The organism is Sorangium aterium (genome assembly GCF_028368935.1).
Classification (GTDB): domain Bacteria; phylum Myxococcota_A; class Polyangia; order Polyangiales; family Polyangiaceae; genus Sorangium; species Sorangium atrum.
Genome location: NZ_JAQNDK010000005.1, coordinates 1,509,533 through 1,530,810, shown reverse-complemented (window position 1 = coordinate 1,530,810; position 21,278 = coordinate 1,509,533). Strand labels below are relative to the sequence as shown.

15 protein-coding genes are annotated in these 21,278 nt (G+C 72.2%); 9 read left to right on the top strand and 6 right to left on the bottom strand.

Annotated elements, in window-relative coordinates; translation table 11 throughout:
- Window positions 1–127 precede the first annotated feature (127 nt).
- Window positions 128–964, top strand: coding sequence for a ferredoxin--NADP reductase (locus POL72_RS44080; protein ID WP_272102898.1), 837 nt, complete (start codon window positions 128–130; stop codon window positions 962–964).
- 135 nt (window positions 965–1,099) lie between these two features.
- Here the strand turns inward: POL72_RS44080 and POL72_RS44075 are convergent, their stop codons facing one another.
- Both POL72_RS44075 and POL72_RS44070 read right to left on the bottom strand, forming a co-directional pair.
- A complete protein-coding gene (locus tag POL72_RS44075; protein WP_272102897.1) occupies window positions 1,100–3,346 on the bottom strand; it encodes a hypothetical protein in 2,247 nt (748 codons plus the stop codon).
- Window positions 3,347–3,647: 301 nt separating this feature from the next.
- The gene (locus POL72_RS44070; RefSeq protein ID WP_272102896.1) at window positions 3,648–4,478 is read right to left on the bottom strand and encodes a vWA domain-containing protein; all 831 of its coding nucleotides are present in this window, start codon (window positions 4,476–4,478) and stop codon (window positions 3,648–3,650) included.
- A 562-nt stretch (window positions 4,479–5,040) separates the two neighbouring features.
- Between POL72_RS44070 and POL72_RS44065 the strand changes: the two genes are divergently transcribed.
- A complete protein-coding gene (locus POL72_RS44065; RefSeq protein WP_272102895.1) occupies window positions 5,041–6,876 on the top strand; it encodes a PE-PGRS family protein in 1,836 nt (611 codons plus the stop codon).
- 23 nt (window positions 6,877–6,899) lie between these two features.
- Here the strand turns inward: POL72_RS44065 and POL72_RS44060 are convergent, their stop codons facing one another.
- The 3 genes from POL72_RS44060 to POL72_RS44050 all read right to left on the bottom strand — a co-directional run bounded on the left by POL72_RS44060 (window position 6,900) and on the right by POL72_RS44050 (window position 10,223).
- The gene (locus tag POL72_RS44060) at window positions 6,900–8,408 is read right to left on the bottom strand and encodes a hypothetical protein (protein ID WP_272102894.1); all 1,509 of its coding nucleotides are present in this window, start codon (window positions 8,406–8,408) and stop codon (window positions 6,900–6,902) included.
- A 470-nt stretch (window positions 8,409–8,878) separates the two neighbouring features.
- Window positions 8,879–9,394: a hypothetical protein gene (locus POL72_RS44055; RefSeq protein WP_272102893.1), complete on the bottom strand. Its 516-nt coding sequence runs from the start codon at window positions 9,392–9,394 to the stop codon at window positions 8,879–8,881.
- Between the two features lie 118 nt (window positions 9,395–9,512).
- Window positions 9,513–10,223 carry a helix-turn-helix domain-containing protein gene (locus tag POL72_RS44050; RefSeq protein WP_272102892.1) on the bottom strand — a complete coding sequence of 237 codons (711 nt, stop codon included), beginning with the start codon at window positions 10,221–10,223 and terminating at the stop codon, window positions 9,513–9,515.
- Window positions 10,224–10,676: 453 nt separating this feature from the next.
- Between POL72_RS44050 and POL72_RS44045 the strand changes: the two genes are divergently transcribed.
- Both POL72_RS44045 and POL72_RS44040 read left to right on the top strand, forming a co-directional pair.
- The gene (locus POL72_RS44045) at window positions 10,677–11,711 is read left to right on the top strand and encodes a serine/threonine-protein kinase (protein WP_272102891.1); all 1,035 of its coding nucleotides are present in this window, start codon (window positions 10,677–10,679) and stop codon (window positions 11,709–11,711) included.
- An 85-nt stretch (window positions 11,712–11,796) separates the two neighbouring features.
- Window positions 11,797–13,479 (top strand): serine/threonine protein kinase, encoded by a 1,683-nt coding sequence (locus POL72_RS44040; protein ID WP_272102890.1) that lies wholly within the window; start codon window positions 11,797–11,799, stop codon window positions 13,477–13,479.
- 100 nt (window positions 13,480–13,579) lie between these two features.
- On the opposite strand, the gene POL72_RS44035 is transcribed toward POL72_RS44040, so the two are convergent.
- A complete protein-coding gene (locus POL72_RS44035; RefSeq protein ID WP_272102889.1) occupies window positions 13,580–15,823 on the bottom strand; it encodes a cyclic nucleotide-binding domain-containing protein in 2,244 nt (747 codons plus the stop codon).
- 229 nt (window positions 15,824–16,052) lie between these two features.
- Here POL72_RS44035 and POL72_RS44030 point away from each other — a divergent pair, with 229 nt between their 5' ends.
- The 5 genes from POL72_RS44030 (at window position 16,053) to POL72_RS44010 (ending at window position 21,257) form a co-directional block, all read left to right on the top strand.
- The gene (locus POL72_RS44030; protein ID WP_272102888.1) at window positions 16,053–17,189 is read left to right on the top strand and encodes a hypothetical protein; all 1,137 of its coding nucleotides are present in this window, start codon (window positions 16,053–16,055) and stop codon (window positions 17,187–17,189) included.
- A gap of 121 nt (window positions 17,190–17,310) precedes the next feature.
- The gene (locus POL72_RS44025; RefSeq protein ID WP_272102887.1) at window positions 17,311–18,309 is read left to right on the top strand and encodes an NAD-dependent epimerase/dehydratase family protein; all 999 of its coding nucleotides are present in this window, start codon (window positions 17,311–17,313) and stop codon (window positions 18,307–18,309) included.
- 58 nt (window positions 18,310–18,367) lie between these two features.
- On the top strand, window positions 18,368–19,294 hold the full coding sequence (locus POL72_RS44020) for a hypothetical protein (RefSeq protein WP_272102886.1): 927 nt from the start codon (window positions 18,368–18,370) through the stop codon (window positions 19,292–19,294).
- A complete protein-coding gene (locus POL72_RS44015; RefSeq protein ID WP_272102885.1) occupies window positions 19,291–20,442 on the top strand; it encodes a peptidase MA family metallohydrolase in 1,152 nt (383 codons plus the stop codon). The genes POL72_RS44020 and POL72_RS44015 overlap by 4 nt, the downstream gene beginning before the upstream one ends.
- The gene (locus POL72_RS44010; protein WP_272102884.1) at window positions 20,424–21,257 is read left to right on the top strand and encodes a CPBP family glutamic-type intramembrane protease; all 834 of its coding nucleotides are present in this window, start codon (window positions 20,424–20,426) and stop codon (window positions 21,255–21,257) included. Before POL72_RS44015 ends, POL72_RS44010 begins: the two co-directional genes overlap by 19 nt.
- The last annotated feature ends 21 nt before the right edge of the window (window positions 21,258–21,278 follow it).

Here is a 21,278-nt window from a genome sequence, read left to right as displayed (position 1 = left end):
GAAGACGACCTTGCGGTAGAGCTCGGCGCCCTCGCGCGCCGCGGCGCCGCCCCGCTGTCGTGATCGGGGAGCGCGCTCTTTCGAACCACCACGCCGCGATGCTTCCGCACCGACAAGGATGAACGACATGGTACCCGGCTACACAGAAGAGACGGTGCTCGAGGTCCACCACTGGACGGACAAGCTCTTCACGCTCAAGACCACCCGCTCGCCGAGCTTCCGCTTCGCGAACGGGCAATTCTGCATGATGGGGCTCGTGGTCGCGGGCAAGCCGCTCGTCCGCGCGTACTCCCTCGCGAGCGCAAACCACGAGGAGACGCTCGAGTTCTTCTCGATCAAGGTGCCGAACGGCCCGCTGACCTCGCGCCTGCAGCACATTGCCGTCGGCGAGACGATCCTCGTCGGCAAGCGCGCGACGGGCACGCTCACGATCGGCAACCTGCGGCCGGGCCGGACCCTGTGGCTCCTGGCGACCGGGACCGGCCTGGCGCCGTTCCTCAGCGTCGTCAAGGACCCCGAGACGTACGAGCGCTTCGAGCGCGTGGTCATCACGCACACGTGCCGCCGCGCGCAGGATCTCGCGTACGCGCGCTACCTCGAGCACGAGCTCGCGGCGGACGAGCTGCTCGGCGAGATCGTGCGGCCCAAGCTCCGCTATTACCCGTCCGTCACCCGCGAGGCGTTCAAGACCGAGGGCCGGATCACCGCGCTCATCGAGTCCGGCCGCATCTTCGCCGATCTGGCGCTGCCCGCGCTCGACCCCGCGCACGATCGGCTGATGCTCTGCGGCAGCTCGGAGATGCTCGCCGACACCGCCGCGCTCCTGGAGTCGCGCGGCTTCGAGGAGGGCAACAGCGGCGAGCCGGGCGACTACCTCGTGGAGAAGGCCTTCGCGGGCGAGAAGCGCTCCCCGCTCGCCAGCGCGTCGCCGATCGGAAGCACGAACCTGTCCGGCCCGGCGTGACGTCGCGCGCCGCGCGTCGGGCTGCGCCCGGGAACACGCGCCGGCGTCACGGCTGACGCGCGGGTCGACTGGACGCGCAGGCCGCGTGGTCGGATCTGGACCGGGGCCACCGCCCGCCGCGGTCCAGACCGCGGCTCACGCGCTCGCTTCGACGGCGCTGGCGACCTGCTGGAGGAGCACCGTCTGCTCGATCACCTCGGGCGGCACGCCGACATCCTCGCGCACGACGGCCACATCCCCGCGCGCGCCAGCCGCGTCCTCGCGCACGACGGCCACATCCCCGCGCGCGCCAGCCGCGTCCTCGCGCGCCACGGCCACGTCCTCGCGCGCCACGGCCACGTCCTCCCGCTCCGCCGCCCGGCGCAGCGCCGCGATCTCCGCCTGCGCGGCGACGAGCGCCTGCTCGAGCTCCTCGTGGAGCGCCGGCGGGGAGCCGGCCGTGGCGCGCGCCTCGGTCAGCTCGCGCTCGAGCTGCGCGATCTTCCATCCCGCGGCGCGCAGGTCGGCCTCGCTCGAGGCGGCGCTCCGCGCCAGCGCGTCGAGCTGCTGCCGCAGCGCCTCGACCGCGCCGCCCGGCCCGCCCTGCCCCGCGAGCCCTCCGCCCTGCCCGCCGTCCGCCGCCTGGCCCGGCCCGCCGTTGTCGGCCGACGCCGACGCGAAGACCGTTCCGAGCTCGTCGACGAGCTCCTTGCCCACCCGCTCGCTCTCGCGCAGCTGCGCCATGAGCGACGCGATGACGTGGCCCCGATCGCGCAGCGCCTCCTCGAGGCCCGCGATCTCCGCGGCCGCCGCCTCGCCGGCGTCTCGCTTCTCGAGCTCCGACGCCCGCTGCTCCAGCGCGACGACGGTCTGCTCGAGCTCCACGATCCGCGCCTCGAGCAGCAGCCTGCGCGCGTCGAGGGCGCTCCGCTGATCCTCCAGCGCGCGGCTCTCGCGCTCGTTCCGGTCCGCCCGCTCCTTCTGCCGGTCGCGGTCGCGCGCGAGCTCGGCGCGGGCGGCCTCCAGCTCCTCGATCCTCCCCGCCGCGCGCCGCGCCTCCTCCAGCGCGCGCTCGCTCTCCTGCGCGCGCCGGCGCGCCGTGTCCCGCTCCGACGTGAGCTTCGAGAGCTCCCGCCGCGCCCCCGCGGCGGCGGCCTCGAGCTCCTCCACGCGCGCCGCGAGCGCCCGGTCGGGCGCCGCCACGGCGGGCCGCGCCTCGAGCTCGGCGATCCGGGCGCGCGCGGCGTCGAGGTCGGCGGTCGCGGCGTCGAGGCGGTCGCGGGCGCCGGCGATCTCCGGCTTGTTGCGGATCATGCCGAGCTCGAGCTCGACCTTGGTCCGCACCCGCTTCTCGTCGTCGAGCTGCTTGGTGAGCCGGGTCGCGCGATCGCGCTGGCTGCGGAGCTCCTCCTCCATGTCGCGGATCTGGTGGGACAGGCGCTCGGCCCGGACGTGGGCGTCGCCCGCCCTGGCCTCGACGTCGCGGAGGCGCGCCGCCCTGGCATCGAGCTCGGCCTCCACCTCGGCGAGGCGCGCGGCCGTGGCGACCGCGCTCTCGGCGCGGACCCCGGCGTCCTCGCGGTCGCGCTGGTGCCGGGTGCGCAGCTCCGCGAGCTCGCCCCCGAGCCGCTGCGCGCGGCCCTCGGCCTCGCTGAGCGCCTCGGGCGACGGGCCGGCGCTCGCGCCCGGGAAGCCGGCGAACGGCAGCTCGATCACGGCGAACGCGTCGAGCCTGGGCAGGCGCTCGCCGGCCACGGCGATGAACCACTCGGGCTCCTCGGACGCGTCGAGGATCGACGTGTCCACGCTGACCTCGGGCTCTCCCTTCGGCGCGAACTCCGCGACCGTATAGCCGACGAACGGCGCCTGGCCGACCATCCGCACCTGCTTGAACTGGAGCGCCACGACGTCGTAGAGCGCGTAGTAGCCGGGCGCCGCGCCGCGCCGCGCGCCCGCGGGGAGCAGGCCCCGCGCGGCGTCCGGGTTCGGCGACGCGATGACGGCGACGCCGCTCGCGGCGGTGAGGCGCCTGGCGCGCCGGACGACCTCGGCGGGATCGCCGAAGAGGGAGAGATCGGGGATGACGAGGGTGTCGAAGGCGCCGTCGCGCACCCCGAGGTCGCCGTCGAACACGGCGACGTTCGGGTGCGGCTGCCGCGTGGGCGCCGTCCGCGCGAGCTTCTCGGCGACGCGCGCGGCGTCCGGGTCGTAGGCATGGACGAGTCGGGCTCCGCGCTGGAGCAGCCGGTCGGCGAGGCCGATGGTGACGTCACCCAGCACCGCGACCCGCCGGCCGCGCACGAGCGGCTCGAGGTAGGCGCTCAGCACCAGGGCCGGATGGAGCGCGGCGGGGGCGGCGTGCCGCGGCGAGCCTGCGGCGGCGAGGGAGGACTCCGTCGTCATGGTTCCGTCCTCTTACGGCTCTGGGGGCCCGGAGTCCACAAAGCGCAGTGCAGAGTTGCAAGGCGGCGCTCACCGCGTCGGGCGCCGCCGGGCGCCGCCCGCGCGCGCCGGGTCCCGCATCCTCGCGCCGGCCCCATGATCCGCGCCTTTACGACCCCGGCACAGTGAGCCATCTCACCTATGACGCTTCGCGTCTGCGCCGCCTGCTTCGTGGCTTCTATGTCGCTCCCGATGTCATCTCCACAACACCTGCAGTTCGCCCACTCTCGTCCGAGATGCGCGGTCCTTCTGCCGTGCTCGCTCAGAGGATCACCGTCTCGCAGCCGAGGAGGATCTGGATCTTCGCGATGGAAGCGCCCCTCGCGGCCTCGCAGGTGTCGGGGCACAGCACGAGGGCCGCGGGAGAAGCCGGGTTGTCGTAGCGCCAGCCTGGGCCGTCGCAGCCGGGGCGCTGAGGCAGGACCTCCTGCGGTGCGCCGTCGAGCCCGAAGAGGACGTTGACGTCGTCGAACGCGACCTGTCCGCCGGCCACCTGGGAAGGGACCTCGACCTCGCACGGGAGCGCCTGCCCCGTGACCTTCGCGAGCGCGTTCTGGAACTCGACGGCGATGTTGTTCGCCCCGACGAGGACGGCGGCGTCAGTGCCTCCCGCGACCGCGACCTGGTTCGCGAAGCTCTGGTTCACGCCCGGGAGCCCGATCACGAAGGTGCGCACCGGGAAGCGGTAGCGCGCGGCCCGCGCCGCGAGATCCGCGATGGCGTCCGGGTCTTCCGGGTTCACCCCGGCGCACCGGGCCGCAGGCCCCTGGGGCTGTCCATCGGTGACGAGCAGCACCGCCGAGGCCTCGCCGGGGTGGTCCTCGGCCACGTCGATGCCCTGGAGCAGCGCGCCGCCCAGCGCAGGATAGATGGGCGTGCTCGCTCCGTTCGGCGACTCGGCCTCGATGGCCGCGACGATGGCGCCCGCGTTGTCGGGGAGCGGACCGAACGGGACGAGCGGCTCGCTGTACGCCTTCTGGTCGCAGGCAGGAACATCGTCCGCGACCCGCGGAAAGAAGCGCAGCGCCACGCGCACGCCGGCGAACCTCGCGCTGTTGACGACGCTGTCAGGCCAGCCTTCGCGCTTGTCCACTTGTCGGCCACCATGGGGTCGTCACCCGCCATCGAGGACGACTTGTCCATCATGATATAGAGATTGAGCGGGACCGCGATCGCCTCCTCGGTAACGAGGCCACAGGCGGCGTCCGGATCGGGGAGCTCGACAGGCGCGTCGGTCGACAGCCCACCATCCGGATCGAAGGTCCCGCCAGGGCCAGCTCCGCCCGAAGAGGAAGAGGACCAGACGAGGCCAGCCCCTGAGTCCGGTGCACACGCGCCATGGATCCCCATGGCGGCAGCGAGCCCAACCATGGAGGCGAGCGAGGTGTGGTGAAGCGATCTGAGGCGCATGAGATGAACAGATGACAGCGGGGACGGTGCGGAAGCGGGAAGGTGTGCAGGCACAGAGTACCGGAGACGGTGACAGGCGCGAGGGGCGAATCACGGAATCGTGAGCTGGCTCGCGCCGGCGCAGCACATAACGGCCTGGGCGGACCCGCGATCGATGCGAACTGCAATGTGGCGCACGGCCCATGGTGATTGGGATCGACAAGACAAAGTCTTTTCGAAAGGCGCGTGAAGGTGCAGAATTAAGCATGCGCGCACAATTCTTCATCGAGACGGCATCTCTGCTCGCATTGCTCTCGGCGCTCGGCTGCGCCGAGAGCAGCTCGATCGACGGTCCCATCGGGCCAGTCTCGGGCACGGGAGGCGGCTCGGGCGCGGGCGGCGAGTCGTCCGCGAGCAGCAGCGCGACCGCGTCATCGAGCAGCAGCGCGGCCGCCACGAGCGGCTCGGGCGGGGGCGAAGGCGGCTCGGGCAGGGGTGAAGGCGGCTCGGGCGGGGGCGAAGGCGGCTCGGGTGGAGAGGGGGGCAGCGAAGAGGCGGGCGGGGGCGGCGGTGGGGTCACGGATGCGTGCGCGCTGGGATGCTTGCCGGGCACACACGACCTGGACGGCAATCTCCTCACGGGCGAGTGCGGCTGTGAATACGCGTGTACGCCGACCGCGGCGGGTGCGGCGGGCGAGGATCCGATCGACGCCGAGTTCATCGATGACAACTGCGATGGCGGCGACGGGCTCGTGGAGCAGTGTATCTACGTCTCGGCGAGCACCGGGGACGACGCCAGCATCGGGACGCGCAACGCGCCGGTGGAGACGATCGCCAAGGCCATCCAGGTGGCGCAAGCGGGCGGGGTCCCGGCGGTCTGCCTGTCGGGCGAGCTGTACCAGGAGGCGGTCACGGTCGTGTCCGGCATCAGCATCTACGGTGGGTTCGATCACAACAACGCTGACTTCAAGTTCCGGAGGACGAGCTCGGTGACCACCACCGTGAGCGCGACAGGCACGGTGTTCCATGCGCCGTCGATCGCGCAGCCGACGCACATCGAGGGCATCTCGATAGAGGCGCTGAGCCCGTCGTCGGCCGGCGCGAGCACCTATGGAGTGCGCCTCGGCGGGGGGACGGCGGATCTCTTCGTGCGGTTCAACCAGATCAACGTGGAGGAGGGCCAGGCCGGCGCCGCGGGGACGAACGGGGCGGCGCACGCGGCGGGGACGGCGACCTCGGGGAATGCGGGAGAGCAGGGCTGCAACGACTGCAGCGGTCGCGGGAATGCCGGCCCGGCGCCCACCTGCGACGAGCCTGGCGGGAGAGGTGGATATGGCGGGCATGGCTCGAACAACGGAGCGGCCGGCCATCCGGGCAGCCGGGGCGCGGAGGGCGGCGCGGGCGGCGCCCCGTTGCGCTGCTTCAGGACCCGGTCGGCAGGACACGATGGCACGCCGGGCATGGCGGGGTCGCAGGGGACGCCGGGGACGGGGGGCGCGAATCTCGGCAGCATCGCCTCGGGTATCTACCAGCCTGCGAACGGCACCAACGGGCAACCGGGAATCAACGGCGGCGGCGGCGGCGGCGCGGGCGGCGGCGGTGGCGGCTCCTGCGAGGTAGGCCCTGATGATCGCGGCGGGGGCGGCGGTAGCGGCGGATGCGGCGGGCTCGGCGGCCGCAGCGGCACGGCTGGCCGCGGTGGAGGCGGGAGCTTTGGCGTCTTCGCGGCGGCCGGACGGGTGGTCGTCTCTCGCAACGAGATCACGACCGGAAAGGGAGGGAACGGCGGCCGCGGCGGCAACGGCGGAGCGCCGCAGCTCGGGGGGAACGGCGGCCCGGGCGGCCCCGGTCCTGATGACGCCGGCAACGGCGGCGTCGGCGGCAAAGGTGGTCCTGGTGGCGACGGCGGCCCGGGCGCGGGCGGCGGCGGCGGCCCGAGCGCCTGCCTGGCGCGAGCCGCGAGCGTCAGCTTCACGTTCGGAGGCAACAGCTGCTCGACCGGCGCCCCCGGATACGGCGGCACCGGCGGCACGACCCCGAGCGGCGGCGCCGCGGGCGCGGGACAGGACGGCAAGGCCGCCGCGAACCTGCAGATCAACTGACCAGCGCCGCTGAGTTGGAGAAGCTATCTCCCAACCCGTCCCAGGTCGATCTTCGTCACGACAGCGCTGAACTCTCCCGGCGCCACGACCCTCATCTCATTGCCAAAATCCAGCGTTCCGTCGTTGAGCCCGACGACCACGACGGCGTTCGTCCCGGGATCCGTGTCGATGCCAACCACCGCTTGCCCTGTCGCAGCATCACCGAAACGCCTGCTCCAGAGGTGCGCTCCGCCAGCGCTCAGCTTCGCGACAGTCCAGTCGCGCTCCTGTCTGCCGCCGAGCAGCCCGCCCCCGAAGTCGACGGCGCCTGCGGCCCCGGCGCCGAGCACGATGTCTCCAGAAGTGTCGGCGGCGACGTGAACCCCAAAAGGTGAAAGAGACTCGACGTCCGAACCAAAAATACCTGACTTCGGTTCTACACCCAACTGGGACGAATCATCGCCGAATCGCAATGACCACAGGTGATTCCCCGCGGACGAGAGCTTCACGAGCAGGATATCCGAGTCCTCTGGCCCGCTGGTCTCGTGGGCGCCTCGGACGCCATGGGCATGGATGGCGATCGCTCCTGCGAGAGCGCCAGCCGCGAGGATATCTCCACGCCCATCGACGTCGATGTCAGTCACCCAGGCACGCCCCTCTCCCAGGAGGCCAACAGTCCAATCTCGCTCCCCCGTGGACGAGAGCTTGAGCATGAAAGCTCCAGCCCCCGACGGGCTCGGGCCGATGCTTCTGTCGAAGCCGAAGTCGGTGAATCCCGTGAACCGGCCCCCCACAACGATATTACCGGCAGGATCCACCGCCACCGCCTTGGCCTCGAGGCTCGTCGTCGCCGTGGTGTATTCAGGGTCGCCCAACTGAAAGCTCCATAGCGGATTGCCCGTCTCGCCGTCCAACCTCACGACAAAGGCGTCCTCGGATGCAGTGGTCAGGGTCGACGAACCCAGGCTCACCTCGCGCCTGAAAGAGCCGACCAGGACCACGTCACCGTCGGGCATAGCCGTCGAATCCAGGACAGCGAGGCGACCCGTCCCCGTGAACAAGTTGCGCCCCCAGATCAACTTGTTGTCTGACGAGAACCTGGCCACGAAGCAACCATTCTCGTCGAGAGTGGGCGCCGTGATGGATTCGCCAGCATCAAGCTCGATCTCTTCCTCGTACAGGCCCGACAAGACGACGCTATCGTCAGGCAGCACCGAAAGACGCGATCCCAACGCACCATCCAAGACTTTCAGCCGCAGCCACCGGCTGAAGCCGTGGCTACCGTCCGGCTTCAGCTTGGTGAGAAAGAAAGCGAATTGAGACGATATCAGTGGCGGACCGCCGAAATCAGTGGTACCTCGAAAGACTCCTGAGAGAAGAACATTTCCCTTCGAGTCGAGCCCAGCGCTCTCTGGAAAGACCAACTCATGGCTATCGAAGCTCTTCGCCCAGAGCACTCCTGAGCAGGAATCTTCGTCGCAATCCTCGAACTCGCCGAGGCCCAGGACCTGGGCGCACGACGCGGTGCCCAGGAGGGCACCGAGGGCGAGCACGCGTGTGGCGCGGACGAGGGACGGAGAAGGCGGAGCGCGGCGCATGGTGGCGTATGAGGCATCAAAGCGTCACGCCCGTCAAGGGTGAAGCAAGATGCACAGAAGCCCTGCTCGCTCGCGCCGGAGGGCACCGCGGCTCTGTATGGGCCGACATGACTGCGCATAACGTCAGGCTCGGCTTCAGCAGCGAGTCGACATACGAGACCGAATCATGGTCGGTGGAACCGACCGAGCCCATCCCGCTCACGCTCGCACGACCCCGCTGGTCGCCCCCTCACCCCTCATGACCGCCGCAAACCCGGCCTCGCCTGGACGCCGCCCCAGCGCGCCCCGGGCGGAGCGGCCGTCACTATCATGGACACTCGTCCGCCCGGGGCGCCGGCGCCTCCAACGCCGTGGAGGCGCCTCCGCTAGACTGGAGCAAAGCGACACGCGCCCGTGTTAACGCGTTGCGACGTCACGCCGACCGGCTAGAACGGCTCCCGGAAGCAACGAGCGCTGACGACAGGAGCCCCCATGACCACCGCAATGCAGATGCCCATGATGCCGCAGATGATGTCCCCCATGATGTCGACGCCGGAGATGGCCGCTGGCGCATCCATGATGCCCGGCATGATGGGCATGGGCATGCCGATGATGCCCATGATGGGCATGAGCATGCCAATGATGCCAGGCATGATGGGCATGAGCATGCCAATGATGCCCGGCATGATGGGCATGGGCATGCCGATGATGCCCATGATGGGCATGATGCCAGGCATGATGGGCATGGGCATGCCGATGATGTGCAAGATGTCGTGTGAGATGACGAAGGACGGAATGACCTGCAAATTGATGCCGCCCGAGGGCATGTCGATGGACATGCTGAAGGAGCGCTGCGAGGCCATGACGAAGATGATGTCGGCCGGGATGCCCATGATGATGATGTGCGGCGGGATGCCCATGATGATGTGCACGCCCGCCATGACGAAGTAGCGCGGCCGCAAACCCTCCTCGGAGCAGCGGCGTCGACGCTCGCCGGCGTTCTCGGGCTGCTCCGCCCCTCCCCCGGCACTCCTCCTCTCCCGGCCCTCCCCCGCCCCTCGGCGAGGAAAGCGCCGCGCCTCAGGGCGCCGACAGCGAATACGTCATCACCAGGTACATCAGCGAGTCGACGTTCGCCGGGTTGCGGTAGACGTGCGGGACATCCGCCTGGAACACGAGCGCGTCGCCCGTCGCGAGCAGAAACCGCTGTCCGTCGACGCTGATTTCAACGGTCCCCTGACATACCACGATGTTCTCGGTCGTCCCGGGCGGGTGGGGATCGGCATTCTCGACGCCGAGCGAGGCCAGGTGCAGCTCGTAAAACTCGACCGTTCGAGGCGCGTCGAACGGGAAGAGCGCGCGCGAGGTGAACTTGCCGTCGTGCGATGTCAGCCGCTTCGCCCGATCCCCGCGCAGCAGCATCGGGCCGCTCGCCGCGCGATCGCTGACGAGCGCAGAGAACGGCACGCAGAGCGCGCGGGCGATCTTCCAGACGACGTTGATCGTGGGCGCGCTGCGGCCGAGCTCGACCTGGCCGAGCATCGCACGGCTCACGCCGGAGATCTTCGAGAGCCGCTCCAGCGAGAGGCCGCGCCGCGTGCGCAGCCGCCGAAGGTTCTCCCCGACAACATGCGTGAGATCCGACGGCGCGTCGTGGTGAGCGACCTCATAGGTCCACTCCTCCTCCAGCTCCTGCTCCTGCGCGCCGGGCCTGGCCGGCTGCACGTCGAGCGCGACCGGAACCGCACCGTTCGCCTGGGGAAGGTCGCTGTTCTGTCGGACAGATCTCATACGAGGATGGGCGCCACTCTACACGGGATCTCAGGGTCGGCAAACCAACCAAATTCGTCGCTGCGTCGGGATGAGTGGAGTCAATCATCAGGCAATTTCCGTCACTCCTAGGATGTCGCCTGAACCCGATCCGTGACGTCCCTGTCGCATTCGCCTTCCCCTCGGCGCGTTCTCCCTCCCGAGCACGGTCGCGCTTCCTCCCAGCGTGCTTGGCCGTACGCTCACTCCCCGCAGGCTCACTCGCCGAAGGCGTCTTCCGCCCACAGGCTCCTTCCCACGGACCGCGTCCCCGGGCGCTCGCGCTTCCCCGCTCCTCCCGCCTCGGGTCCGCCCCCGGCCGGCGGATCGGGTCGGCGCCGAACCGTCCCTACCGCCAGCGCGCCGGAGCGGCTACAACCTGGGCTCGCTGTGCGGCACGCTGACGCAGCGCGCTCGAACACCGAGGGCTTGCCGATGGACCACGACATCGACGACGTGATCGACGGCCGGTACAAGCTGATCGAGGTGGTCGGTCAGGGAGGCCAGGGCGTGGTCTACCGCGCCCTGGACCAGGAGACGGGCACGCACGTCGCCGTCAAGTACCTGAGGCCCGAGTTCGCCAGCGATGCCGCCTTGAAGACCCGCCTGCGGCGCGAGGCCCGCGCCATGGGGGAGCTGGCCGGCACCAGCGCGACCCACGTCTTCGCGTTCAGCGAGGCGGCCAACGGCACGCTCTACATCGTCATGGAGTTCCTGAAGGGCAGCGATCTCGAGACGACGCTGCGCCGGCTGGAAGCGCGGAACCAGCGGCTCCCGCTCGACGAGATCCGCGAGCTGTTCCGCCCGATCATCGACACCCTCGACGCCGCGCACGCGCGCGGCATCGTCCACCGCGATCTGAAGCCAGCGAACATCTTCGTCCTCGACGACGACACGGGCGCTCCTTCCTCCACCTCCCCTCACCCCGGGAGCGCGCCGGCCCGCGCCGCCCATCCATCGCCCCCCGCCGGCGCGCAGCTCCCCGTCACGGGCGACGGCGCGCAGGGCCACGCCGGCGCAGCGGCGCGCGGGCGCGTGCGCTTGCTCGATTTCGGTCTTGTCAAGGTCATGCAGGCCGACCCCCTCACCCGCGAAGGCGCGATCCCCGGCTCGCCCAGCTACATCGCGCCCGAGGTATGGAAGGGCCGGCCCCAGGAGATCGACCACCGGATCGACATCTATTCGCTCGGCGCGGTGCTCTTCCGCGCGCTCGCGGGGCGCCTGCCGTTCGCCGGCGCGAGCCGGGTCGACATCCTGCTCGCCGCCGCTCGCGGCCCGCGGCCGAGCCTGCACGCCTTCCGGCCCGACCTGCTCCCCGAGGTGGACGCCTGGGTCGCGCGGGCGCTCGCCGTGGCCCCCGAGGAACGCTTCCAGGACGTCCGCTCGCTCTGGAGCGCGCTGGAGCCGCTCCTCGACAGCGCCGCTCGATCCGGCGGCGAGGCCGCCGGCGGAGGCGCGATCCTGCGCTGAACACGTTCCTCACCCGACCGCCTTGCGACGCGGGAAGCGGCGCTGGTAGCGTGGTGCAAACCATGCCTGAACCGAGGGCCGCAGGATGAGCTCCTCGCCCGGCCTGTTGCAGCCGAATACGCGGTTTCGCAACCGTTACCAGGTGCTGCGCGTCATCAAGGCGGGCGGCATGGGCGCCGTGTACGAGGTGATGGACGACGTCACCGCGACGCGCCGCGCGCTCAAGGTGATGCTGCCCAGCCTGCTCGACAGCGAGGAGCTGCGCGCCCGCTTCGCCCTCGAGGCCCGCATTACCGGCGTCATCGAGAGCGACCACATCGTCAGGACCTCGGACGCCGGGGTCGACGACGAGACCGGCACCCCGTTCCTCGTCATGGAGCTGCTCCGCGGCGAGGAGCTCGGCAGCCTCGTCAAGAAGCGCGGCGCCCTCCCCGCCGAGGACGTCGCGCTCTACCTGTTCCAGGCCGCGCTCGCGCTCGACAAGACGCACGCGGCGAGCATCGTCCACCGCGACCTCAAGCCCGACAACCTGTTCGTCACCGTCCGCGACGACGGCTCGCCGTGCGTGAAGATCCTCGACTTCGGGATCGCCAAGGTCATCGAGCAGCACAACGCCTCCACGCTGACGCGGCAGATGCTCGGCACGCCCGTGTACATGGCGCCGGAGCAGATCCGCGCCGAGCGCAACGTCGGCCCGCGCGCCGACATCTACGCGCTCGGGCACGTCGCGTACGCGCTCCTCGTCGGCGAGTCGTACTGGTCCCAGGAGGCCGAGGCGACCGCGTCCCCCTACATGCTGGCGGGGGAGCTCCTGCGCGGCGCGATGGAAGCGCCCAGCGCGCGCGCGGCGCGGCGGTCCTCGGCGGCGCTGCCGACGGAGTTCGACGGCTGGTTCCTCAAGGCGACGGCGCTCAAGCCCGAGGACCGCTTCGAGCGCGCGTCCATCGCGGTCAGCGCGCTCGCCGCCGCGCTCGACGTCGCCATCCCGCGGGCCTCGCGCGTCATCCTCCTGCCGGAGCCGGCGGCGCCCGCGCCGAGCGCGAACCCGAGCCCGACCGACCCGACGCTGCCCTCGAAGCCCGGCACGGCGAAGGGCTTCGCCGAGGTGCCGACCGTCACCGTGCCGGAGCTGTCGTCGAAGACGCCTCCCTCACGCCCCGGTCCCGCCTCGTACTCCAGCCCTCCCCCGCGCTCCGTTACGCCGCCACCCAATCCACCCTCGCGCTCCGTCCCTCCCTCGTCGTCCGCGCCGCCCGCTCCGTCGGCCGCCTCGAAGTTCGCGGAGACCCGACCCCGGACGTCGCCCCTGGACCCGCCGGGCCGGACGGGCCTCTCCGGGAGCGAGCCGCTGAGGAGATCCGAGCTCACGTCGCGGCGCGAGCGCGCCGCGCAGCGGCGGTTCAACGTCAGGCCCGACACGTCGACGGGGGTCCTCCACGTGAAGGTGTGGGGGTTCTGGGACATCGACGAGGGCAAGGCGTACCTCGACGAGTTTCGCCAGAAGGCCTCGACGCTGCTCAACCTCGGGAAGCCCTGGTACGTGCTCGCCGATATCGCGGACTTCCCCCCGCAGAAGCCCGAGGTGAGCCCGTACGTCGAGCAGACCATGGCCTACGCCGTCGAGCACGGCATGCGCAAGGCGGCGAACCTCGTGAACAGCGCGCTCTCGAAGATGCAGATCTCCCGCCTGTCGGCCGCCATGGGGCTGCCCGAGTACTCGTTCTTCACCGCGGAGGCCGACGCCGTCGCGTGGCTCCTGAAGGGCTGAGCGCGAGGGGCCGAGCGACGCCGGCTGGCCACGAAGCGCCGAGCGCGAGGCCAGCCACGAAGCGCCGAGCGCGAGGCCAGCCACGAAGGGCTGAGCGCGCTCAGCCGAGGACGAACCGCCGGATGCGCCCGGCGAGGCTCCGCACCTTCTCCTCGGCCTCGAGGTAGCGCTCGGCCGCGTCGCGCAGGTGGGCCTGGCGCGACGCCATGAGCAGGCTCAGCTCGATCACGAGCTGCGGGCGCGCCTCGATGATCGGCTGCAGGGCCTCCTTCGTGATCTGGTAGAGCACCACCTCGTCGACGGCGCGCACCGTCGCGGTGCGCTCCTCGCCCGTGAGCAGCGCGAACTCCCCGAAGACGGCGCCCTTCTCGAGCGCGGCGACCGTCGAGTCCTGCCCGTCGGGGTGCCGCACCAGGACCTCGACGGCGCCGGACGCGACGACGAACATCGACGAGTCCCGCTGCCCCTGCAGCACGATCCGGTCGAGCGGGCCGTACTCGATCCGGCGCGCCTTCGTGGCGAGCTTGCGGAGCTCGCGATCGAGCAGCGGCTTGAAGACCGGCGTCCGCCGGAGCAGCGTCATGAGGTCCTCGGCGCTCGCCTCGCGCGTCACCTTGCTCGGCTCCTCGAGCTCGATCGACGCCGCGGCCCCGTGGCCGTCGCGCCGCTGCAGCGCGGCGAGGTGCGACGGGTTCTTCTCCATGTACGCCTCGAGGAGGCTCGCGTTCCGCGGGATGCACTCGTCGCCCGTGTAGTCCATGAGGCTCCGCTCGGCGGCCCACCGGGCGACGTCGTTCATCGACTTCCGGTACTGCCGGCACGCCGCGGGGAAGATGCCATCTTGATCGCCGAAGAGCCCCGTCAGCGCCTCGGGCATCAGGCTGAGGCCGAACAGCCGCATGTCCCCCCGCTGGTGCCAGAGCGCGAAGTCGCGCCACCGCGGATCGAGGTGCGCGAGCTCCGGGAACGCGAGCACGTTGTTCTTGAGGACGGCCCGCTCCGCGTCGCGGAACACCCGGTGCCACGTCTCCTGCGCGTTCCACAGGTTGGGGCCCGCGAGCTCGATCGCCTTCTGCAGGTCCGCGTGGTGGGCGTGCAGGAAGGCGAGCGTGGCCTTCTGCTTGCGCATCAGGTTCGTCAGGCTCACGGGCCCGGCGGCGAAGAAGCCGGCCGCGCGCGGCGCGATGTGCCGCATGTCCCAGACCTGCGCCCACGCCGCGACGTCGATCGACGCGCGGATCGGCGCGAACGCCGCGCCCTCCTCGAAGGCCTCGCGCTCCCCCGGCGAGAGCATGTCCGGGTAGTCGTGCTTCACGGCCTCGAAGATGCCGAGGCACGTGAGCAGCTCGAGGTAGAGGCCCACCCTGAGCAGCCAGCGGGGGTCGGGGAGGTTGCGCCGGTGCTGCTCGAGGTCCTGATGGATGGCCCGGAGGTACAGGAGCGCCTTGTCCATGCCGATGGTCAGCACCGGGAACCACGGGTGATAGCCGACGTGGAGCTCGTCGATCCCGAGCGCCCGCTGCTGGATCTCCGTGTCCGCCTTGACGAGCCGGTCGAGCAGGCGCGCGTAGAGCGAGCCGAAGCGGCCGGTGTCGAAGATCTCGATGTCCGTCGACTCGGAGGAGACCGTCCTGCCCGCCTCGCTGAGCTTGATCTCGACCCGGAGCTGCTGCCGGAACAGGCTCGCGAACGTGAACGGCTCGAAGCCGTCGGTGACGCGCCGCCGGAACGACTCGGGCAGGTCGGCCCAGAAATAGCCGCCGCCGGTCTCCTCGCCGGGGGGGTGCGGCACGAGCTGCCGCGCCGGCACGATGGTGGCGACGTAGACCGTCTGATGGAACGAGTTCCACGGAGCGGGCTCGAGCTTCGGGACGGGGTAGGACGAGGTCGAGACGATCTGCGGGCTGAGCGGCACGTCCATGAGCCCGGGCACCGCGCACGGCTCGCCGTCGCCGGGGCTCGCGGGGAGGAACCACGCGGACAGGGTCACCTCGAACGGCCGCTCGAAGGGCGCGACGAACGCGTAGAGGTCGCGCAGCCGGTAGAGCAGCCACACCTCGTCGCCCAGCTCCGACGGGTCGCCGGAGGTGTTGATGCAGCCGACGCGCTCGCTGCACCCGTGCCCTGGATAGAGCGCCTCGTCGACGGGCCGCTTGCCGGGCTCGAACGGGATGAGCTCCAGCGACGGAGACAGCTCGGCCGACTCCTCCTCCGGGCTCTGGCGCGCCTCGAGCTGGCGCAGGTACTGGCGGACCCGGGCGAGCTTGTCCTCCCAGTCCATGCCCTCCACGCGGCTCATGAGCAGCCGCTTGAACTGCCTCTGGAACTCCTTCGGGGTCATCATGCTGCGTCCACCTGAGTTGCCGGGGGGCCCGACAGGCCCGCCGCGAGAGCTTACCGGCTTCGCGCGCGCTGCGTCGTTCGATCAACGCGGCGCGCGGCGTCCTGCTCTCAACGCGGCGCGCGCCGCCCGGCGATCAGCGCGGCGCGCGGCGCTCCGCGATCGGGGCCGAGACCACGTCCGTGCGAGCCCCTTGCAGCGCCGCGTCTCGGAAGGTACGGGCTCAAGCCCTATGGCTATCGAGATCCGCGAGCTCCGGAAGGGCGACAAGAAGGTCCTCAAGGACTTCCTGAACGTGGTCGACACCGTCTACGAGGGTGAGCCCAACTATATCCGCCCGCTCGACTTGGACATCTCCGATCGGCTCGACAAGAAGAAGAACCCGTTCTTCGAGCACGCCGAGGGGACGGCGTGGGTGGCGTACAAGGACGGCAGGCCAGCGGGCCGGATCACCGCGCAGGTCGATCACGAGCACCTCCGGGTCCACCGCGACGACACTGGCTCCTTCGGCTTCATCGATACGATCGACGACGCCGAGACGGCCGGAGCGCTGTTCGCCGAGGCCACGGGCTGGCTGCGCGCGCGCGGGATGAAGCGCATGCGGGGCCCCTACTCGCTCTCGACCAACGAGGAGATCGGCTGCCTCATCGAGGGCTTCGAGCTCCCGCCGGTGATGATGATGCCCTACCACCGGCCGCACCAGGGCCGGCTCATCGAGCAGGCCGGGCTCGAGAAGGTGAAGGATCTCTACGCGTGGGGCTACGAGGTCGGCAACGTCCCCGCCCGGGCGCAGAAGGCCCACGCCGAGGTCCTGGCGATGCCGGAGGTGCACACGCGCTGCGGCGATCCGAAGAACCTGCTCCGCGACATCCGGATCCTCATGGACGTCTACAACGACGCCTGGAGCGACAACTGGGGCTTCGTCCCGATGACCGAGAAAGAGCTCGTCAAGTGGTCGAAGGACGTGCGGCTCATCCTGATGCCCGAGCTCACCAAGATCACGTTCATCGACGGCGAGCCGGCCGCCGTGTCGCTCGGGCTGCCCGACCTCAACCAGCTGATCAAGGACTTCCACGGCAAGCTCCTCCCCGGCGGCATCTTCAAGCTGCTGTGGCGGTTGCGCGTACGCGGCCCGAAGCGCGGGCGCCTCGTCGTGCTCGGCATCCGCAAGAAGTGGCGCCACGTGCGGCGCTACGCCGGGCTCAGCGCCTTCCTCTACGTCGAGATGAACCGCGCGGCGCATCTGCTCGGCATGGAGGGCGGCGAGCTTGGGTGGACGCTGGAGGACAACGCCGCCATCAACGCGGGCATCCGGCTGATGGGCGGCCGGGTCCACAAGAAGTACCGCGTCTACGAGCGGGCGCTGTGATGGGCGCGGGGGCCAGCGCCGAGCGGCGCGGGCGGCTCGACGCGGGCGCCGGCAGCTCGACGTGGGCGCCAGCGCCGAGCGCCTCGGGCGCGCGCCGGGACCGTAAAGAAGGAGCGGATCGATGAGGGTGCTGGTCACGGGCGCGAGCGGGTTCCTCGGCTCGCACGTCGCCGAGCAGCTCGCGCAGCAGGGGCACAGCGTCGTCGCCCTGGTGCGGCGCTCGTCGGACACGAGGTTCCTGTCGTCGCTGCGCGGCGTCGAGCTCGCGTACGGCGCCGTCGAGGACGCGGAGAGCGTCCGCCGCGCGGTCGTCGGTCCGCCGGGCGTCGACGCGATCGTGCACTCGGCCGGGCTGGTCAAGGCGCGCGACGAGGCGGAGTTCTTCCGGGTCAACGTCGACGGCACGCGGAACCTGCTCGACGCGGCGAAGGCGGCGCCGGCGGGCGCGATACGGCGGTTCGTGTTCGTCTCGAGCCTCGCCGCCATCGGCCCGAGCCTGGACGGGCGCCCCATCGCCGCCGACGCACCCCCGGCCCCCGTGACGCGCTACGGGCGCTCGAAGCTCGAGGCCGAGCGGCTGGTCCTCGCCGAGAAGGGCGCGTTGCCCGTGGTCGTCGTGCGCCCCCCGATGATCTACGGCCCGCGCGACCAGGAGTCGTTCGCGTTCTTCCAGAGCGTCGCGCGCCGCTTCCTCCCGATGCTCGGCGACGGCAGGAACACGCTCAGCGTGATCTACGCCTCCGACGCCGCCGCCGCGTGCATCCGGGCGATCGAGAGCGACGTGCCGAGCGGCCGCGCCTACTTCATCGACGACGGAAGCGTGTATGTGTGGCGCGACATGCTGGCGGACGTGGAGGCGGCGCTCGGCGCGCGGGCGCTCGTCCGCGTCGGCGTCCCGTTCTCGCTCATGCGCGGCGCCGCGCTCGCGAGCGAGGGGCTCGGCCGCCTCACCGGCAAGGCCGTGATGCTCACGCGCGACAAGCTGAACGAGCTCTCCGCGTCGCACTGGGTCTGTGACGCCAGCGACGCCCGCAGGGAGCTCGGCTGGGCGCCCGCGGTGAACTGGGCGGAGGGGACGCGCCGAGCGGTCGCCTGGTACCGCGAGCACGGCTGGCTGTGACGTGACGCCGCGCCGCGCGCCGTTTGACGCTCGCCCGCGGCCTCCGTACCGTGAATGCATGTTCCGCCGTCCGCCGGCTGCCCCGGGCCTCGTCGCGATGGCGCTCGGCCTGACGGCGGCGCCCGCGCAGGCCCAGGAGCCGCCTCGAGGCGGCGCCGCCGCGGCGGCTCCGGACGCGGGCAGCGCGGCGGCGGCGCCGGCCGCGCGCGGCGCGCCGGACGCCCCCACCGCACGGTCGGCCCTGCGCGGCGCCGTCGTGGTGGCGGTGGACGACGCGAGCGCCGAGGCGGCTCGCTCGCTCGCTCGCGCGATCTACGGCGACCCCGCGCTCCGCCCGCCCATCGACGAGGCGACAGCGCAGGTGCTCACCGGCGATCCGCCGCGCCCGGACGCGCCGGCCGCCGTGAAGGAGCTCGCCGAGGTGCGCCGCTCCGCCGGGCGCGCCGAGTCCGAGCCGGTCGCGCGCGGGCTGCTCGCGTCGCTCGGCGCGGGCGCAGGCGCGGCGCTCGTCGTCGCGGTGAGCACGGCGCACGGCCACCCCGTGGCGCGCGTGCTCCGGGTCGCGGGCGCGAGCTACGCGCCGATCGAGCTCGGCGCGACGGTCCAGCGGACCGCGGACGGCGTGGCCGCCCCCGCCGGGGCGACCTTCGACTGGCCGGGCGCGGGCGCGGCCGTCCGCGCGCTGCTCGCTGGAGACGAACGGAGCGGAGGCGCGGCGGGTCGCGCCGTGACGCCGCCCGCGCCCGCCTCATCGCCGCGCGGCGCCCTGGGACCTCGCGCCGACGTCGCCCAGGCGGCGCCGAAGTCCGCGAACGGCGGCGCCAGCTCGTCGGAGCCGTCGGAGCGGCGCTCGACGTGGAGCTCCCCCTGGTTCTGGGGCCCGCTCGCGGGCGTGGTCGCCACGGGGATCGTCGTGGTGGTGCTGGCCCAGACGGGCGGCGATTCCGGCGACACCGTGCACCTCCGGGGTCGGATCGCGCCATGACGCGCTCCTCCCGGCGCAGCCCAGCGGGGTTGGGGCTGAGGCTCGCCGCGCTCCTCTGCGTCGCGATCGTCGCCGCGCCCGCGCGGCTCGCCGGCGCCGCGCCCCGCGTCTACGACGCACCCGCCGCGTCGAGCGACGGCGGCGCCGATCTTCCCGTGCCGCCGCCGCCGCCGGCGTACCACACCGAGGATCTCGGCTGGATCGAGTTCGCCTATCACCCGTCCACCCGCGACCGTGTCCGCCCTCTGATCGCCCGCGCCGGCGACCTGCGCGCCGAGCTCGGCGCCCTGCTCGGCCGCGACGTCCTGACCGCGCCGGTGAAGATCCGGATCGCGGATGTGCCCGCCGAGCTCGACGACCTCGTCCCCAGGGGCCTCGCTGGCCCCGTCACGGCCGTCTCGTTCGGCGCGCTGCGGCTCGCGGTCCTCAGCGCCTCTCCGCGGCTCGGCGCCGAGACGCCCGATCTCGAGGGCGCCTTCCGTCACGCGCTCGCGCACCTCGCCCTGGATGAAGCGACCGGAGGCGCCGTGGTCCCGCGCTGGTTCCACGAGGGGTTCGCCGCCCACGTGGCCGGCGACCGCGTCGCTCGGCGCGCGCAGGTGCTCTCGGTCGCCGCGCTCCGGGGGCGCCTCGTCCCGCTCGACGAGCTCGAAGCGAGCCTCGCGGGCGCCGAGGACGCGGCCGGCTCGCTGCCCTATGCGCAGGCGGCCGACGTCGTCCGCTTCCTCGTCGAGGACGAGCGGCGGCAGAGCTTCGTGCGTGCCCTGGCTCGGGTGCGCGGCGGCGTGCCGCTCGAGGCCGCGCTCGGGGCCGCCTATGTCTCGACGGGCCCAGAGATCGAGCTCGCGTGGCGCGCCAACGTCGCGCGCCGCTACGGCTTCGTCCCGGTGCTGGCTGGCTCGCTGCTCGTGCTCGGGCTGCTCGTCTCCGGCCGCCTGGCCGTGCAGCGGCTCCGCAGCCGGAGGTCGCCGCCGCCTCCCGCGCCGCGCCGGCGGCTCCGCGCGGTGTCTGAGGCGCGCCACCGGCCCACGCGCCCGTCCACGGTCCAGCTCGTCGCCACCCTGGGCGCGCGTCACCGCAACGAGGCCGACGGCGACGCGGACGTCCCGAAAGTGGAGCACAACGGCCAGTGGCACACGCTCCATTGAACGCCGCCGAGGAAGCCCGTCGGCCCGATCCCGCCGGACCGCAGCGCCGCCTGACGGAGCTCGCGCTCGGCGCGGCCTGGCTCGTCGGCCTCGCCGCGGCCCTGCAGATCGTGTCCGTGCTCCTGTCGTCGAGCCCGCTCGCGGCGGCGCTCGGCGGCGCGGTCGTCGCCGACGTCGTCGCGGCGCGGGCCGGCGTGCAGTGGACCGACCCTCTGGAGCCGGAGGGCCCAGGCCGCCGCGCGCGCATCGCCCGTCGCGTCGGGCTCGGCGCCGCGCTGGGCGCGCTCGCCGTGCTGATCACGCTCGGCGTCTCCGCGGTGCTCGGCTGGGCGACCGTCCAGGCCGGGGCGCCCTCGGCGAGCCTCGGCTTCGCCCTGGCGCGCTCGATCGCCCTCGCTGTCCGCGACGAGCTCCTGCTCACCGGCATCCCCTTCGCCGCCGCGGCGCGCGCCGGCCTCTCGCCTCGCCCCGCGCTGGTCTTCTCCGCCCTCGCGCACGGCGCCGCGCTCGGGCTCGCGCCGGGCGCGTCCCCGTCGAGCTTCGCCCTCGCGACCGCGCTCGGCGCGCTCGCCGCGGCGCTCTTCCTGCGCGCTCGCGGCGTGTTCGCGGCGGTCGCCGTCCACGCGAGCTTCAGCGCGCTCGCGGGCGCAGGTCTGCGCGGCGCCCTGCTCGACGCCACGTGGACCGACGGCGCGCTCGCCACGGGGACGCAAGCCTTCGGCCGGCCTGCCTGGCTCGGCGCGGCCGTGCTCGCGATCCTCGCCGCGCTCACGCTCCGCACCGGCGCCCGGCAGCCTGACCGTCCAGCGCGGTGAGCGCCCCCGCCCCGCGCGGCC